Here is a 16424-nt window from a genome sequence, read left to right as displayed (position 1 = left end):
ATTTGTCTCAAGCCAACTCTGGTTCGGGCCGCCGCAACGATGCCGCCACACTCTTGATCTGCTCACGCAACCAGCGCGCCGCGTTGGACGCGTGCGTGCGTTCGTGCCAGAGCTGGTAGTACATCATGCGGGGAAACGGCACCGGGCACGGCAGGATCTGCACCGGCAGGTTGCCCACAAAGCGCTCGCAATACTGGCGACCGGTGGTGAGCACCAGCAGGCTGCCCGCGACCATGGCGGGAATCAGGCCGAAATGCGGGCAACGGGCGGTGATGTTGCGCACCAGGCCCTGGGCGGCCAGGTGGTCGTCGATGAAGCCGCGCGCACCGGGATGGGTGGGTGTGGGCGCGATGTGCTCGGCCGCCAGCCAGGCCTCCACGTCCCAGCCGCGCCGTGCCGCCGGGTGCTGGGTGGAGACCAGGCACACCACCTCGTCGCCAAACAGCCGGCCCAGGTGCAGGTCGTCGGGCGGTTTGGGCCAATTGCCCACAACCACGTCCACATCGCCTTGCGCCAGGTGGTTTCTGTAATCGGAATCCCGCGAAAGGGGGTGGATGTCGATCGGGCAATGGGGTGCCAGCGATTTGATCTGCACCACCAGCTGGGGCAGGAACAGGGGGTCGAGGTAGTCGCTGGCGGCCAGGCTGAAGCTGTGGTGGGCGGTGGGCGGGTCGAAGCTGCGGGCGTCGGAGAACAGCACCTCGGCGCTGCGCAGGATGTCGGCGGCCGGTTCGATCATGCGCAAGCCGGCCACCGTGGGCACCATGCCGGCGCCTGAACGCACCAAAAGCGGGTCACCGGCCAGTTCACGCAGTCGCTTGAGCGACGCACTGACCGCCGGCTGGTACATGCCCAGCCGCAAAGCCGCGCGCGACACGCTGCGCTCGGTGAGCACGGTATGCAGCACGCGGATCAGGTGCAGGTCAATCTTGTCGAACATCGACATGTATTTCATACCCGGCGACTATGCGTGAGGATGGTGGTTTTGGCATTCTGACCATACGGCTGAGCATATGTTGTGCCATGGGGTAAACGCTATGCTGGCGCGCATGAAGCTCGAAAAAACCACCCGCCCCCTGACTTTTTTGCGGCGCGGCCAGCCCGTGACGGTGGGCAATGTACCACCCGACCGCACCCTGCTGGAGGTGCTGCGCGAAGACCTTCACTGCACGGGCACCAAGGAAGGCTGCGGCGAAGGCGACTGCGGCGCCTGCACCGTGGTGATCGGCGAGGCGGTGGATGGCAAGCTCACTTACAAGGCGGTGAACAGCTGCATCAAGCTGGCGCATTCGGTGGAAGGGATGGCGGTTTTCACCGCGGAGGATCTGGCATCCGACACTGGAGAACAACATCCGTCACAGGAGGCCATGGTGCAGTGCCATGGGAGCCAATGCGGATTTTGCACGCCAGGGTTTGTCATGAGCCTGTTTGGCATGTACCAGAACACGGGGGGCGGACAAGACATCACCCGTGAGCAGGCTCAGGCGGACCTGTCCGGCAACCTGTGCCGCTGCACCGGCTACCGCCCCATTCTGGATGCGGCGCAGCAAATGGGCAGCCTGCCTTTGCCGCCCGGCTGCGAGGTGAATGAGGCGGCCACCCTCGCGGCGTTGAAATCGATTCGCCCCAGGTCGCAGGCCAGCGACACTTACCTGCGCCCTGCCACCCTGCCCGCACTGCTACAGGCCCGCGCGGCCCACCCCAGGGCGCAGGTGGTGGCCGGCTGCACCGACGTGGGCCTTTGGGTCACCAAGCTGCACAAGCGGTTTGATCAGGTGCTGGACGTGACAGCCGCACGCGAGCTGCGCCGGGTGGAGACCTACCCGCACCACCTCGCCATCGGTGCCGCCGTGACCCTCACCGATGCGTTCGCTGCGCTGGTGAGCGAGTACCCACCCCTGAAAACCTTTGCCCAACGCTTCGCCGGCCTGCCGGTGCGCAACGCCGGCACGCTGGGCGGCAACGTGGCCAACGGCTCGCCCATCGGCGACGCCATGCCGCTGCTGATTGCATTGGGCGCGAACGTGGTGCTGATGCGCTGGGACAAGAAGCGGCAACAGGTGGCTCACCGGGAACTGCGGCTGGAAGACCTGTACACCGGGTACCGCACGAATGTGATGAAGGCGGATGAGTTGCTGTGCTGGATCAAGGTGCCGCGTGCGGGGAAGGCGTCGAGCGCGGCGCCGGGCCAGGAACTCCTCCGCGTCTACAAAATCAGTAAGCGCTTCGACGACGACATCTCCGCCGCTTGCCTGGCCATCCGCATGACAGTGGCCAATGGAGTGGTGAAAGAGGTTTCCATCGGCGCCGGCGGTGTGGCCGCCACCCCGGTGCGCGCCCGCCAGACCGAAGCCGCCCTGCTGGGCCAGCCCTGGACAGCCGACACGGTGATGGCCGCCACCGCTGCGCTGCGTGCCGAGTTCCAGCCGATTTCAGACATGCGCGCCAGCGCCCACTACCGCCAGACCGTGCTGGGCAATCTGTTGCAGCGGTATTGGCTGGAGAGCCAGGGACTGCAGCGCATCAACCTCGAAAGCCTGACCGCTTCCGACCTGGAGGCCGTGGCATGAACGCGCGAGACCAGAATACAGACGCCGTCACCCCCGTGGTGATCTCTTCCCGGGCGGACGCCGTCGCGGCACCCGACGAGGTGCCCTCCCCCTCGGCAAGCCCAGCACGAACGGCGCCAGCGGCCGGTGTCTCTCGCTTCCACGAAAGCGCACGCGCCCAGGTGGCCGGCGCCGCCACCTACATCGACGACATTCCCGAAGTGCGAGGCACGCTGCACGCTGCACCGGTGTGTTCGCCAGTGGCCCATGGCAGGCTCAAGGGCCTGGACGCCAGCGCCGCCCTGGCGCTGCCCGGCGTGCGCGGTTTCGTGAGCGCGCTGGACATTCCCGGCGACACCACCCTGGCCGCCTTTGCACACGACGAACCCGTGTTCGCACAAGACACGGTGCAGTTCCTGGGCCAGGTCGGTGGGCTCATTCTGGCCGACGACGTGATGACCGCGCGCCGCGCCGCGCGTCTGGTGAAGTGGCACATCGAAGCGCTGGACCCTGTGCTCAGCGTGCACGAGGCCCACGCGCTGGAAAGCTATGTGCTGCCGCCGGTGCACGTGAACCGCGGCAATGCCAAGGCTGCGCTCAAGCGCGCCGATCACAGGCTGGAAGGCAGTTTCGAAGTGGGCGGCCAGGAACACTTCTACCTGGAAGGCCAGGTGGCCTACGTGATGCCGCTGGAGCAGAACCAATGGTGGGTTTACACCAGCACGCAGCACCCGGGCGAAGTGCAGCACTGGGTGTCGCACGCACTGGGTCTGCAGAACCATGTGGTGACGGTGGAATGCCGGCGCATGGGCGGCGGCTTTGGCGGCAAGGAAACACAGGCCGGCCACCTGGCTGTGTGGGCCGCCATTGCAGCGAACAAGCTCCAATGTCCGGTGAAGCTGCGGCTGGACCGCGACGACGATTTCATGATCACCGGCAAGCGCCACCCCTTTGCCTACCACTACCGCGTGGGGTTTGATCACACCGGTCTGCTGTCCGGGCTGGAACTGGAGATGCTGGCCAACTGCGGCTTCAGCGCCGACCTCTCCGGCCCCGTGGCCGACCGCGCCATCTTCCACGCCGACAACGCCTACTTCCTGGAAGACGTGGCCATCAGCTCCTACCGCTGCAAGACGAACACGCAAAGCCACACCGCGTTTCGCGGCTTTGGCGGGCCGCAGGGCGTGATCGTGATCGAGCGCATTCTGAGCGACATCGCACGCACGTTGGGCCTGGACCCGCTGGATGTCCGTCTGCGCAATCTCTACGGCATCGAGACCCGCCACACCACCCACTACCAAATGAAGGTGGAGGACAACATCCTCGACCCCCTGATGACGCAACTGGCCCTGACCAGTGGCTACCGCGAACGCCGCGAACAGATCGCCGCGTGGAACGCCAAGAGCCCCGTCATCAAAAAGGGCATTTCGCTCACGCCAGTGAAGTTCGGCATCAGCTTCACCGCCACGCTGTTCAACCAGGCAGGCGCCCTGGTGCACGTGTACACCGACGGCAGCGTGCAGGTGAACCACGGCGGCACCGAAATGGGCCAGGGATTGAACACCAAGGTGGCGGCCATTGTGGCCGACGAGCTGGGCGTGCCGTTTGAGCGCGTGCTGAGCACCGCCGCCGACACCAGCAAGGTGCCCAACGCCAGCGCCACCGCCGCCAGCAGCGGCACGGACCTGAACGGCCGCGCCGCTCAGTTCGCCGCGCGCAACGTGCGAGACAACCTGGCCGCTTTTGTGTCTGGCCTGGACGGCTGCGGCGCGGGTGCGGTGCGCTTCGAAGGCGGCCAGGTCATCACCCCCACCACCACGCGCCAGTTTGAAGACGTGGTGAGCGCGGCCTATGCCAACCGCATTCAGCTGTGGAGCGACGGCTTCTACCGCACGCCCAAGATCCACTACGACAAGACCACCCTCACCGGCCGGCCGTTCTACTACTTCGCCTACGGGGCAGCCGTGAGCGAGGTCGCCATCGACACGCTCACCGGCGAGAGCCGTGTGCTCAAGGTGGACATCCTCCACGACGTCGGCCGCAGCATCAACCCGGCCATCGACATCGGGCAGATCGAGGGCGGCTTCGTGCAGGGCATGGGCTGGTTGACCACCGAGCAACTGGTGTGGAACGGCAAGGGTTTGCTGCAAACCCACGCGCCCAGCACCTACAAGATCCCCGCCACTGGCGACATTCCCGAACACTTCAAAATCGATCTGTGGCCCGAAGCCAACCGCGAGGACAACGTGCACGGCAGCAAGGCCGTAGGCGAGCCGCCGTTCATGCTGGCCATCAGCGTGTTTGAAGCGCTGCGCGATGCCGTGGCCCAGGCTGGCGGGAACCCGGAAGCGATGAACGCGCCCGCCACCGCCGAAGAGGTGTTGCGGGCGGTGATGGGGTAAGTCCGGAGACGAAGAAGCTCAGAAGCCGACCGCCTGCCCGTCGCGCCGCGAATCGCTGGCGGCCACATAGCCGTCTTCCATGTCATCACTGAGGCGCCAGATGAACTGGCCGCTGCCGAAGTCCATGTAGGTGTCTGCCGTGGGGTTGAACTGGTGGCCCAGGACCTTGAGGCCGTTGACCAGCTCGCGCGACATGGTGGACTCGAAATCCACACTCAGGCCCTCACCCACCTTCCAGCGCGGCGCGTCGCACGCGGCCTGGGGCTGCTGCTGGTGCACCAGCATGCGCACCAGCGTTTGCAGGTGCCCCTGTGGCTGCATGTTGCCACCCATCACGCCAAAGCTCATCTGCGGGCGGCCATTCCTGGTGAGGAAGCCGGGAATGATGGTGTGGAACGGCCGCTTGCCCGGCGCCACCTGGTTGGGGTGGCCGTCCTTCAGGGTGAAACCATGGCCGCGGTTCTGCAGACTCACACCCGTGCCCGGCACCACCACGCCACTGCCAAAGCCCATGTAGTTGGACTGGATGAGGCTGATCATGCAGCCGCTTTCGTCCGCCGCCGTGAGGTACACCGTGCCGCCCTTGGGCGGTGTGCCGTGTTCGAACACGCTGGCGCGGTCGGGGCGGATCAGCTTGGCGCGTTCGCTCAGGTAGCCGTCGCTCAGCAGGTCGGCCGCCGTCATCTCGGTCATGTAGCGCTCGTCGGCCACCCAGCGGTAGGTGTCGGCAAAGGCCAGCTTCATGGCCTCGATCTGCAGGTGCTGGGATGCCACGCTGTCCACCGGCAGGCCGCCCAGGTCCAGCTTCTCCAGCATGCCCAGGGCCATCAGCGCGGCAATGCCCTGGCCGTTGGGTGGAATTTCGTGCACGGTGTGGCCGGCAAAGTTCTTCTCGATGGGCTTGACCCACTCGGGCGCGCAGCCCGCCAGGTCGGCCATCGTCATGCTGCCGCCATTGGCTGCAGCATGCGCCACCAGCTTCTCGGCAATCTCGCCGCGGTAAAAGGCCTCGCCTTTGGTATCGGCGATCTTGCGCAGCGTGGCGCCGGCCTCCGCAAACATGAACCGCTCACCGGCCGTGGGCGCACTCCCACGCGGCAAAAAGGCCTGCGCATAGCCAGGCTGGTTCTTCAAAGCAGGCACCTGGCGCGCCCACTTGTCGGCCACGATCACGCCCACACCATGGCCACGCTCGGCGAGCTCAATGGCCGACTCCATCAGGTCGGCAAAAGGCAGTTTTCCAAAGCGCTGGGAGAGCGCCACCCAGCCAGCCACCGCACCCGGGGTGCTCACGCTGTCCCAGCCACGCTGGGGCATGGCGTCGCCGTATTTTTTGCGGAAGTAAGCAGGCGTCCAGGCGGCTGGCGCTGCGCCCGATGAGTTCAGGCCGTGCAGTTGCTGGCCGTCCCACAGGATGGCGAAGTTGTCGCTGCCAATGCCGTTGGAGATGGGCTCGACGATGGTCAGCGCGGCCGCCGCAGCAATGATGGCGTCCACCGCGTTGCCACCCTTGAGGAGCATGCGCAGGCCCGCCTGCGAGGCCAGCGGATGGGAAGTGGCGACCACGTTGCGCGCCATCACTGGGCTGCGCAGTGTGGGGTAGGGATTGGTCCAATGGAAGGTCATGGCGTCTATGGTCTTTGGCGGTAGAGGCAAGGCGGAGGCAGATCAATGGTGAAGCGGGCGAGCACGATTCAGAGCCTGTCGCACGGCCTGCGGGCCAGCGCCGCCATGGTCCTCCTGCCAGGCAGGTCATGTCGAATTGGCTTCCTGTCGTTCGTCGATGCGATACCGGCGCCCAAAGGCGGGCGCGACGAACAACCAATCAAACGTTAGATGCTCATCGGAGTGCACAGATGACGAAATTAAATAGAAGCGCCGATTGTGGGAACTCGCCCAAGAACAAGATGGTGGAAGACATCGGTATCGCGTTAGAAATGCGCGATTGTGAGCGCCTTTCCACCATCCTTGATTCTGAGGCTGTATGGATTTATCTGAGCAGCAGAACGGCCACCGCAGAAAAAATTCTGGACACGCTAAGTCCTCAGGTTAAACCGACAGCCTTGACAATCGATCACGCTATATCCCACGGAAAGGTTGGAGCTGTGAATGGGCGCGCGGAACACGGTGAAGGTGAGCAGCGCTTTTGCCACATCATCGAGTTCACCTCGACAAAATGCCATCAAGTCAAACGAATCGAGTCGTATGGTGGTTGAGAAGGTGTGCATCTGACAAGGCCAGTCACGGTGGCGTCGAACGGCGGTTATTACAGATGCACAAACAACGCTTAGGGCGGCGGATTCAACCGGTCAATGCAACATACGATGACCCGCCCCAGCCACGTCATTTCAGCGTTGCAGAAACGCCAGCAGCGCATCGTTGAAAACCTGCGCGTGCGACACGTTCAGCCCGTGCGGCGCACCGGGCACCGTCACCAAGTGGCTGTGGGGCACGGCCCGGTGGGTGCGCAGGCCGGATCCTTCGATGGGCACGATGCCGTCGGCGTCGCCATGAATCACCAGCGTGGGCACGGTGATCTTTTTCAGGTCGTCTCGGAAATCCGTGGTGGCGAACGAATCCATGCAGGCCAGGGCCGCATGGGGTGCCGACTCCAGGCACACGGCGATTGCCTCGCCCCGCTGCGCCTCGCTCACCAGCAACTGACCGTTGGCCGAAAAGAAGCTCTGCGTGAACGCGTCGAAGTACGCTGCGCGGCCAGCTTCAAGCCCCGCTTTCTTCTCTTGCGCCTTCTCTGGCGTGAGCGGTCCTTCGGGGTTGTCGGCCGACTTCATCAGGCACGGCGGCACGGCCGCCGCAAACACCACGCTGCGCAGGCGCGATTCGCCGTGCCGGGCCACATAGCGGGCCACTTCGCCCCCGCCCATCGAAAAGCCCACCAGGGTGACGTCCTGCAATTTGCAGGCGTCCAGCACGCGTTGCAGGTCGTCGGCAAGCGTGTCGTAGCTGTAGCCTGAGGTCGGCTTGTCTGAACGACCGAAGCCACGCCGGTCGTAGGCCACCACGCGGTAGCCCGCCTCTTCCAGCACCGGCACCTGCGCCGCCCAGGCCTGTGCAGACAGCGGCCAGCCATGGATCAGCACCACCGGTCGGCCGCTGCCGCCCGTGTCTTCGATGTGCAGGCGCACGTGCTGCCCTGAGGGTGTGTCGGCGGTGTTGCGGGCGTCGTCCGGGCCCGCCGCAGCCCCGGCGGCGCTACCGCCCACCACACCGGCCACCGCACCCAATGAGGCACCGGCCAGGATGCCAACCGGGCCGCCCACCGCGACCCCGATGGCGGCGCCCGTGACCGCACCGGCCACCATGCCACCGCCCACCAGCGCCGACTTGGCCTCGCGCTCGATCTCATCGGTAGGCAGCGGTGTTTGTGCCGCAGGGTCCGGGTCCTGCGATGGAATGCCGTGGCCGGGTTTGGCCTGCTCGGCGAGGTCCTGGTCCACGACAGGGGTGTCGGGCGTGGGGGTGGTCAAGGGGTTCATGTGCCGCTCCGGGTGAGTTGAAGGTGGAGCAGCCATATGGCGCGGAGCGCGCGGGATTGTCTGTTCGGTTGCGCACAAACGCAGGGCGCAACCCACCGCCTGCGCATATGTTCGCTAGCACACCGACAGGGCTGTGCGCGAGCGGTTCAATGAATGTTCGGAATCCATGGATTCGGGAACAAGGTCACTTATTCCGTCCTTGTTCTGTTGCCAACTTCAATCAGAAAGGTTTCCCCATGAGCAGCATCATTTACATCGTCGGCCTTGTGGTCGTTGTCGTCGCGGTCCTGTCGTTCTTCGGGCTTCGCTAGGGCTTTTAGAACTTGCGGCGAAGGGCGTTCAGTCCAGCGGCCAGGGCAGCTCGCGTTCCATCGGCGTCTGGCTCACGGGTCGAGGTGCTTCGCCCGGTGCCGCATTTGTGCGCCACCACGGGCGAACGGACGGCCCATGGGCGGGCTCCACGGCTTCGCCCATGCGAGGCATGAGCAGCGGAACACCCTGTGCAGGCGCCAGTTGCAGAAGCGTTTCCACCGGCTCGTCCCAGTCGTGCATGGCCAGCCCGAAGGTGCCCCAGTGCACGGGAAGGAACGCTCCGCCACCGAGCAGCGCATGGGCCTTCAAGGCATTGACCGGACCCAGGTGGATGTCGCCCCACGACGGGTGAAAGGCGCCCACTTCCAGCATGACCAGATCGAACGGGCCGAGGCGATCACGGATGGTGCTGTACTCGGTGGTGAGGCCGGTGTCGCCGCTGAAGAAGACCTTGTGCCTGTCGGTGCGCATCACCATCGAGGACCACAGGGTGGCATTGCGGTCCTTGAGACCGCGACCGGAAAAATGCTGGGAAGGAGCTGCGGTGATGGTCAGGCCCGTGCCTGGCACGCGGTGGCTTTCCCACCAGTCCAGCTCGGTGATGCGTTCGGCCGCCACACCCCAGGCCTGAAGATGGGCCCCCACGCCGAGTGACGTCACGAACGGCACCCGGCTGTGCCGGGCCAGCGCCCGGATGGTGGGGTAGTCCAGATGGTCGTAGTGGTCGTGGGAAACCACCACCACATCCACCTCGGGCATGTGCCTGAGGCGCAGCGGCATCGGTTGAAAGCGCTTGGGGCCGACCAGGCGAAACGGCGACGCGCGGGTGCCCCAGACCGGGTCGGTGAGTACCCGGTGGCCGTCCATTTCGATCAGCACCGTGGAATGCCCCAGCCAGGTGGCCCTCAATCCGCTTTGTACCGGACGCGACCAGGCTTCGCGCGGGTCCGTCAGGGGCAGCGGGCCCGCAGGTGTGCGGCGCCCGCCCGGGCTGAGGAGTTCCTTGAGTGTGGGTCGGGGCACGGTGGCATCGCGCAGCCCGGGCAACACCGGATGCCGGTTGCGAAACCCCTGGCCGTCCCACAACGCAGAGGTCCGCATGCGCTCCAGGCGTTCGCCCTCAGCTCGTTTGCCGAAAGAATTCACTTGGGTGCTCCCTTGTTGGCCGCAGCCGCTGGCTGTCTGTCCGACCTGAACGCGATTGAGTCGCCCCGTCCCGGCAGGTTCAGGCGCGCGCTGGCGGGCGCTGTCTGTGCCAGAAGCTTGCCTTTGCGCCACACCTTCAACCGCGACGCGCGCAGGCGGATGGCCTCGACGGGATCGCGCGCCTGCAGCAGCACGAAGCTAGCGTCGCTGCCCGCTTCGATGCCGTAGCCGGCCAGCCCCATCACCCTGGCGGCGTTGGTGGTCACCGCCTCAAAGCATTGGCGCATACCGGCCTGACTGGTCATCTGCGCCACGTGCAGGCCCATGTGTGCCACCTCCAGCATGTCGCCGCTGCCCAGCGAATACCACGGGTCCATCACACAGTCGTGACCGAACGCCACGGTCACGCCGGCCGCCATGAGTTCGGGCACGCGGGTCATGCCGCGGCGCTTGGGGTAGGTGTCGTGGCGGCCCTGCAGCGTGATGTTGATGAGCGGGTTGGCCACTGCGCTCACGCCGGCTTCGGCGATCAGCGGAATGAGCTTGCTCACGTAGTAGTTGTCCATACTGTGCATGGAGGTGAGGTGCGAGCCATTCACCCTGCCCTGCAGACCCAGGCGCTGTGTCTCGAAGGCCAGGGTTTCGATGTGGCGCGAGAGGGGATCGTCGCTTTCGTCGCAATGCATGTCCACCGGCAAGCCACGCTCGGCGGCCAGTTCGCACAGCAGCTTCACGCTGGCCGCGCCGTCAGCCATGGTGCGCTCGAAATGCGGGATGCCACCCACCACGTCCACGCCCAGGTCGAGCGCGCGCCGCAGGTTGTCGAGGCCGCCGGGGCTGCGCAGCACGCCGTCCTGCGGGAAGGCCACCAGTTGAAGGTCGATGTAAGGTGCCATGCGCTTCTTCGCTTCAAGCATGGCGCGCACCGGCCGCAGGCTGGGGTCGCTGGTGTCCACGTGGCTGCGAATGGCCAGCAAGCCTTTGGCCACGGCCCAGTCGCCGTATACCAGTGCACGCTCCACCAGGGCCTCTTCGGTTAGCAGGGGTTTGAGCTCGCCCCAAAGCGCTATGCCTTCAAGCAGCGTGCCGCTCTGATTGACGCGCGGCAGGCCGTAGCTGAGCGTGGCGTCCATGTGAAAGTGCGGGTCGCAGAACGGTGGCGTGAGCAGTTGGCCTTCGGCATCCAGTGTCTCGCGCGCAGGCGCCTGCAGGCCCTGGGCCACTTCGGCGATGCGTCCGTCCTGCACGGCCACGCTCATGTCGGTGCGGCCGTCGGGCAAGGTGGCGTGGGTGATGAGCAAATCCAGCACGGGGCTTTCCTTTCAGGCAGCGTGGCGGCGATAACCGGCCAGCAGGATCGCCAGTGCGCCCATGCCCACGGCACACCCCCTGTTCAGCCAGCGCAGGCCGGTCTGTGACAGCCAGCGCACTGCCTGCCGCCCGGCCACCGCGTAAGCCACCATCACCAGCGCATCAATGGCAAGAAACAGACCGCCAAGCGTGGCGTACTGCGGTGCCAGCGGCTGCATGGGATCAATGAACTGCGGCAGGAAGGCCGCGAAGAACAGCAAGGCCTTGGGGTTGGACAGCGCCACGATCAGGCTGCGCAACAAGGCCGCGCGCCCCGCGCCCTGCTGCCCGGGCAGCCCACTGATGGCGGCCTGCAGGTTCACCGGCGGGCTGCGCCAGAGCTGCACCGCCAGCCAGAGCAGGTACAGCACACCCAGCGCACGCACCGCTTCAAACAGCCAGATCGACGCCGTCAACAACGATCCCAGGCCCACAGCCACCACCGCGATCACGACCCCACTGCCCAGGCAAGCACCGACCACGCCCCAGGCCGCGCGGCGCATGCCGCCATGCATGCCGTTGGACAGCGCCAGCAACATGGTGGGCCCCGGTATCACCGCCAGCGCCAGCGAGGCGGTGGCGAACATCAACAAGGTCTGTGTGGCGATCATCTCAGCGTTCCCCTTTCCGGTAGGGCTTCATCAGGGCCTGAGGATACGCCGCGCGACGCGCGACCAGCACCAGCGCCAGAATGGACAGCAGGTAAGGCAACATCAGATAGAACTGATACGGCAGCCACGCGTCGCCCGACTGCTGCAGGCGCAGCTGCAGCGCATCAAAAAAAGCAAACAGCAGCGCGCCCAGCAAGGCCTTGCCAGGACGCCATGATGCAAACACCACCAGCGCCACGCAGATCCAGCCGCGGCCGTTGATCATGTTGAAAAAGAAAGCGTTGAAGGCAGAGAGCGTGAGGAAACTGCCGGCCATGCCCATGAGCGCCGAGCCCGCCACGATGGCGCCTGTGCGAACCGCCGCCACCGACACGCCCTGCCCTTCGGCGGCCTGCGGGTGCTCACCCACCATGCGCACCGCCAAGCCCACCGGGGTGCGGTACAGCACCCAGGCCGACAACGGGACCAATGCAATGGCCAGCAAAGTCAGCGGCGTCTGCGCAACCAGCACCGGAATGCCCAGCCAGTCCATGGGGGCGAAAGGCGTGATGGTCGGCGGTGTGTTGACCTTGGGAAAGCTCACGCGGTAGCCGTAATACGAAAGCGAGGTCGCCAACAGCGTGATACCCAGACCGGCCACGTGCTGCGACAGCGCCAGCCCCACGGTCAACCCCGCGTGCAACAGGCCGAACGCCGCGCCCGTCAACGCGGCCACGGCCACGCCGCCCCACAGCGGCAAGCCCTGGTAGACCGCGAACCAGCCGGCAAAGGCACCCGCCACCATGATGCCTTCGATGCCCAGATTGAGCACCCCCGCCCGCTCACACCACAACACACCCAGTGTGCCCAGGATCAGCGGCGTGGCGATGCGCAACACCGCGACCCAGAAAGCGGGGTTGATGAGGATGTCGATCACTTCAGCCATGCCGGCAGCCTTCTATCATCGACGAACTCGGTATTGGGCCAGCAGCGTGGAAACCAATACGGAAAGCAAAGCCACCGCCACAATCACGTCAGCCAGGTAGGTGGGCACACCGATGGCTCGGCTCATGCTGTCGGCGCCCACCAGCACGCCTGCCACGAACACGCCCGCCGCAATCACCCCCAGCGGGTTCAAGCCAGCCAGCATGGCGATCACGATGCCGGTGTAGCCATAGCCCGGCGACATGTCCAGCGTCACGTAGCTGGCGCGGCCCGCGACCTCGATGGCGCCGGCCAGCCCGGCCAGCGCCCCCGACAGCAGCGCGACCATCACCACGGTGCGCGTGACTGGCACGCCCGCAAAAGCGGCAGCTCGTGCATTGGCACCCACGGCGCGGATGTCGAAGCCGAGCACGGTGTACTTGAACAACACCCAGACCAGCACCGCCAGCGCAAAGGCCCAGATCAGCCCTGTGTGCACCCGCGTGCCCTCGATCAGGCGCGACAGTTCCAGATCGCCCACCAGTGACACGCTCTGCGGCCAGCCCATGGCCAGCGGGTCCTTCATGGGTCCGTCGAGCGCGGCCGACACCATGAGCAGCACGATGAAGTTGAGCAGCAGGGTGGTGACCACCTCGTCCACCCCCAGGCGCTGCTTCATCAGCGCAGGCCCCAGCAGCAACAAGGCACCGGCTAGCGCCGCCGCCAGCATCATCAGCGGGAACAGCAGCCACACCGGCCATTCCAGCCCGGTACCGCCGTGCATGCCACCCACCGCCACTGCCGCCAGCGCGCCGGCATAGAGCTGCCCCTCGGCGCCGATGTTGAACAGCCTCGCCTTGAAGGCCACCGTGGCCGCCAGCCCGGTGAGGATCAGCGGAACCGCCCGGGTGAGCGTTTCGCTCCAGGCGAACAGCGAACCAAAAGCGCCTTGCAACAGTAAGCCGTAGGTCTGCGCCACCGGAGCGCCTGCCCACAGCACCAGCGCGCTGCTGACGAGCAGTGTGAAGCCGATCGCTCCCAGCGGTGCCAGCACCAGCGCCGCCGCCGAGGCCTGTGTGCGCCGTTCAAGCCGCATGGGTTGCTCCATGCCCGGCCATGGCCAGGCCAATGGACTCGCGCGTCCACACCTCGGCCGGCAGCGCTTCGCTCAGATGACCGTGGTGCATGACGGCGATGCGGTCGCCCAGGGTCATCACCTCTTCCAGATCGTCCGAGATCAACAGCACGGCTGAGCCCGCGTCGCGCGCGGCGATCAGTTGCTGCTGCACATACGAAACCGCGCCGATGTCCAGACCCCACGTGGGCTGGTGCGCCACAACAAGCACAGGTACCTCGGAGCTTGACTGGGCTTGCTTACCTGTTTGATTGCCTCCCAGTGACATCAGCGCCCTCCCCAGAATCAGCTTCTGCATGTTGCCCCCCGAAAGCGACCGCGCCGGTGTGAGCGGGCCGCCGCCGCGCACGTCAAAAGCCTCTATCACGCGCTGTGCGTGCTGGCGTGCCGTGCCACGCCGCACAAAGGGGCCGAAGGCAAAAGCACGGCTGCGCAGGCGCTCGGACACTGCGTTCTCCCACACTGGCAGATCACCCACCACGCCCACGGCGTGGCGGTCTTCCGGGATGCGGGCCACGCCAGCCGCCGCGAGTCTGGCGGGTGAGGCGGGGAAGGCTTCGCCCTGCAGGGTGACATGGCCGCTGCTGGCTTTTCGCACACCACAGAGCAGCTCGGCCAACGCCGACTGACCATTCCCCGACACCCCAGCAATGGCGACGATCTCGCCAGCACACAGCGTGAGCGACACGTTTTCCAGCCGCTCGCGCACACCGGCCGGCGTGCTCACGCCCGCCAGCTCGCACACCACGTCACCCACTTCCTTCGTGGGACGGCGCTCGGGTTCGTTCACGGCGTGCCCCACCATCCATTGCGCGAGTTGCGCGGGCGTGGTTCCTTCTGCTGGTGCTTCGGCCACCAGCCTGCCCTGGCGCAGCACCGCCACGCGGTGAGAGACCCGCAGCACCTCGGCCAGCTTGTGGCTGATGAAAATGATCGACAGACCCTGCGCCACCATTTGCGACAGCGTGTCGAACAGCGCTTCGCTTTCCTGGGGCGTGAGCACCGCCGTGGGCTCGTCAAGAATGAGAATGCGCGCACCCCGGTACAGCGCCTTGAGGATCTCCACCCGCTGCCGCTCGCCCACGGAGAGGCTGCCCACCAGAGCCTCGGGCGCCACCGGCAAGCCAAAGCGTTCGGCCACCGCCAGCAGGCGCTCACGCGCCGCCCGCTTGCGCGACAGTGGCCACCACAGCGGCTCGGTGCCCATGAGCACGTTGTCCAGCACAGAAAGGTTGTCGGCCAGCGTGAAGTGCTGGTGCACCATGCCAATGCCAGCCGCCAGCGCTGCGCGCGGGTTGCCCGGCGGCAGCGGCTGGCCCAGCACCTCGATGCTGCCGGCGTCGGCCACGTAGTGCCCGAACAGGATCGACACCAGCGTGGACTTGCCCGCCCCGTTCTCCCCCAGCAGGGCCAGCACTTCACCCTCGCCAAGCGTGAGCGAAATGCCGTCGTTGGCGACGAGCGAACCGAAGTGCTTGGTGATGCCGGAAAGGCGCAATACCGGTTCGCCCGGCGCTCGCGCGGGTACCGTCACGGCTTCCAGGCGGCCAGAAATGCCATCAAGACCTTGGCCGAGTTGTCGGCCGCGAGCCCGAAGAAAGTGCCCATCTCGTTTTCACCTTCGCCGCCACCGGCCAGGTCGCTGAGCGAACGGAAGGCAATGTACGGCACCCGGTTGCTGTAGGCGACCTGCCCCACGGCGGCGGTCTCCATGTCGAGCACGTTGGCTTCGAAGGTCTTGAAGGTGTAGTCGCGGAACGCTGCGTTGTCCATGAAGGCCTGGCCAGACACGCCATTGCCGCCCACCACCAGCTTCGGGGGGCTTGTCAGGCATTTGCCTGGCGCTGTGCAAGCCGCGAGCCCCACCTGCAGGTTGCGCGCCGTGGCCAGCATGTTCGGGTCAACTTCAAACCAGAACTTCCGGTGCACCTCCGGCTTTTCGCTGGTCAGCACTTCCACGCCACGCGGAAAAAGCATGCCGTAGTTCGGGAACATCGGGTCTTTCATGAAGCCCGGTGCGGTGTACTTGCCCGGCGCCGTCTCGCGCGCCATCAGCACCTCCAGGTACTGCCCCCACTGCTGCGGCACCGTCACGTCGCCGATGTGCAAGCCGGGGTTCACCCCGCCAGCGATGCCGCTGAACACCAGCGCCTGCACATTGAAGTGGTCCAGCACACGCTGCGTGTTCATGGCCGCGTTGACCATGCTGATGCCCGAGAGGAAGAGCACGACAGGGCGCCCAGCGAGCTGACCGGTGATGAACTCCACCCCGTGGATCTGGTGGCTCACCGGGTTTTGCAGCTGTTTGCGCAGCAGCACAATTTCAGGGGCAAAGGCCGTGAGCACCGCCACACGTGGCGCAGCGTCCAGGCGCACGGCCTCAGCGCTGGTCACACCCGGGGACTGCGGCGGCACAGCCGCGCAGCCACCCAGCCACAGGCTCGTGCCGATGGCGCAGGCTGCCAGCAAGTAGCGAAGGCGAAACGGTCCAGTCATGTCAACTCACTTTTCTGATTGGC

General features: G+C 65.9%; 13 protein-coding genes. 3 read left to right on the top strand and 10 right to left on the bottom strand.

The window, feature by feature from the left end:
• Positions 1–7: 7 nt before the first annotated feature.
• The gene (locus tag J2W49_RS16870) at positions 8–955 is read right to left on the bottom strand and encodes a LysR family transcriptional regulator (RefSeq protein ID WP_310318774.1); all 948 of its coding nucleotides are present in this window, start codon (positions 953–955) and stop codon (positions 8–10) included.
• 94 nt (positions 956–1049) lie between these two features.
• Here J2W49_RS16870 and xdhA point away from each other — a divergent pair, with 94 nt between their 5' ends.
• Both xdhA and xdhB read left to right on the top strand, forming a co-directional pair.
• Positions 1050–2570, top strand: coding sequence for a xanthine dehydrogenase small subunit (gene xdhA, locus J2W49_RS16865; protein ID WP_310318772.1), 1521 nt, complete (start codon positions 1050–1052; stop codon positions 2568–2570).
• Positions 2567–4951, top strand: a complete 2385-nt coding sequence (xdhB, locus tag J2W49_RS16860) for a xanthine dehydrogenase molybdopterin binding subunit (protein WP_310318768.1) — start codon at positions 2567–2569, stop codon at positions 4949–4951. The genes xdhA and xdhB overlap by 4 nt, the downstream gene beginning before the upstream one ends.
• Before the next feature lie 18 nt (positions 4952–4969).
• On the opposite strand, the gene J2W49_RS16855 is transcribed toward xdhB, so the two are convergent.
• On the bottom strand, positions 4970–6577 hold the full coding sequence (locus tag J2W49_RS16855; protein ID WP_310318765.1) for a gamma-glutamyltransferase family protein: 1608 nt from the start codon (positions 6575–6577) through the stop codon (positions 4970–4972).
• A 230-nt stretch (positions 6578–6807) separates the two neighbouring features.
• On the opposite strand from J2W49_RS16855, the gene J2W49_RS16850 reads away from it, so the two are divergent.
• On the top strand, positions 6808–7167 hold the full coding sequence (locus tag J2W49_RS16850) for a hypothetical protein (protein ID WP_310318763.1): 360 nt from the start codon (positions 6808–6810) through the stop codon (positions 7165–7167).
• 132 nt (positions 7168–7299) lie between these two features.
• Here the strand turns inward: J2W49_RS16850 and J2W49_RS16845 are convergent, their stop codons facing one another.
• The 8 genes from J2W49_RS16845 to J2W49_RS16810 form a co-directional block, all read right to left on the bottom strand.
• Entirely contained in the window at positions 7300–8448 is a 1149-nt protein-coding gene (locus J2W49_RS16845; protein ID WP_310318761.1) for an alpha/beta fold hydrolase, read from the bottom strand.
• A 339-nt stretch (positions 8449–8787) separates the two neighbouring features.
• Positions 8788–9906: an MBL fold metallo-hydrolase gene (locus tag J2W49_RS16840; protein ID WP_310318758.1), complete on the bottom strand. Its 1119-nt coding sequence runs from the start codon at positions 9904–9906 to the stop codon at positions 8788–8790.
• Entirely contained in the window at positions 9903–11216 is a 1314-nt protein-coding gene (locus tag J2W49_RS16835) for an amidohydrolase family protein (RefSeq protein ID WP_310318755.1), read from the bottom strand. The genes J2W49_RS16840 and J2W49_RS16835 overlap by 4 nt, the downstream gene beginning before the upstream one ends.
• 12 nt (positions 11217–11228) lie before the next feature.
• Positions 11229–11867 carry a LysE family translocator gene (locus tag J2W49_RS16830; protein WP_310318752.1) on the bottom strand — a complete coding sequence of 213 codons (639 nt, stop codon included), beginning with the start codon at positions 11865–11867 and terminating at the stop codon, positions 11229–11231.
• Position 11868: 1 nt separating this feature from the next.
• Complete coding sequence (locus tag J2W49_RS16825; RefSeq protein ID WP_310318749.1) at positions 11869–12792, bottom strand: ABC transporter permease; 924 nt, start codon at positions 12790–12792, stop codon at positions 11869–11871.
• A gap of 15 nt (positions 12793–12807) precedes the next feature.
• Positions 12808–13866, bottom strand: coding sequence for an ABC transporter permease (locus J2W49_RS16820; protein WP_310318746.1), 1059 nt, complete (start codon positions 13864–13866; stop codon positions 12808–12810).
• A complete protein-coding gene (locus J2W49_RS16815; RefSeq protein ID WP_310318742.1) occupies positions 13856–15439 on the bottom strand; it encodes an ABC transporter ATP-binding protein in 1584 nt (527 codons plus the stop codon). The genes J2W49_RS16820 and J2W49_RS16815 overlap by 11 nt, the downstream gene beginning before the upstream one ends.
• Positions 15436–16401: a 5'-methylthioadenosine/S-adenosylhomocysteine nucleosidase gene (locus tag J2W49_RS16810; protein ID WP_310318739.1), complete on the bottom strand. Its 966-nt coding sequence runs from the start codon at positions 16399–16401 to the stop codon at positions 15436–15438. Before J2W49_RS16810 ends, J2W49_RS16815 begins: the two co-directional genes overlap by 4 nt.
• Positions 16402–16424: the final 23 nt, after the last annotated feature.

The sequence above is a fragment of the Hydrogenophaga palleronii genome, assembly GCF_031457455.1.
Lineage (GTDB): Bacteria > Pseudomonadota > Gammaproteobacteria > Burkholderiales > Burkholderiaceae_C > Hydrogenophaga > Hydrogenophaga palleronii_A.
Note: the sequence above shows the minus strand (reverse complement) of the source record. Positions and strands in the feature narration are given on the sequence as shown.

Coding starts and splice junctions, on each gene's coding strand:
- J2W49_RS16870 (WP_310318774.1), bottom strand. CDS start 955: ATGAAATACATGTCGATGTTCGACAAGATTGACCTGCACCTGATCCGC.
- xdhA (WP_310318772.1), top strand. CDS start 1,050: ATGAAGCTCGAAAAAACCACCCGCCCCCTGACTTTTTTGCGGCGCGGC.
- xdhB (WP_310318768.1), top strand. CDS start 2,567: ATGAACGCGCGAGACCAGAATACAGACGCCGTCACCCCCGTGGTGATC.
- J2W49_RS16855 (WP_310318765.1), bottom strand. CDS start 6,577: ATGACCTTCCATTGGACCAATCCCTACCCCACACTGCGCAGCCCAGTG.
- J2W49_RS16850 (WP_310318763.1), top strand. CDS start 6,808: ATGACGAAATTAAATAGAAGCGCCGATTGTGGGAACTCGCCCAAGAAC.
- J2W49_RS16845 (WP_310318761.1), bottom strand. CDS start 8,448: ATGAACCCCTTGACCACCCCCACGCCCGACACCCCTGTCGTGGACCAG.
- J2W49_RS16830 (WP_310318752.1), bottom strand. CDS start 11,867: ATGATCGCCACACAGACCTTGTTGATGTTCGCCACCGCCTCGCTGGCG.
- J2W49_RS16825 (WP_310318749.1), bottom strand. CDS start 12,792: ATGGCTGAAGTGATCGACATCCTCATCAACCCCGCTTTCTGGGTCGCG.
- J2W49_RS16820 (WP_310318746.1), bottom strand. CDS start 13,866: ATGCGGCTTGAACGGCGCACACAGGCCTCGGCGGCGGCGCTGGTGCTG.
- J2W49_RS16810 (WP_310318739.1), bottom strand. CDS start 16,401: ATGACTGGACCGTTTCGCCTTCGCTACTTGCTGGCAGCCTGCGCCATC.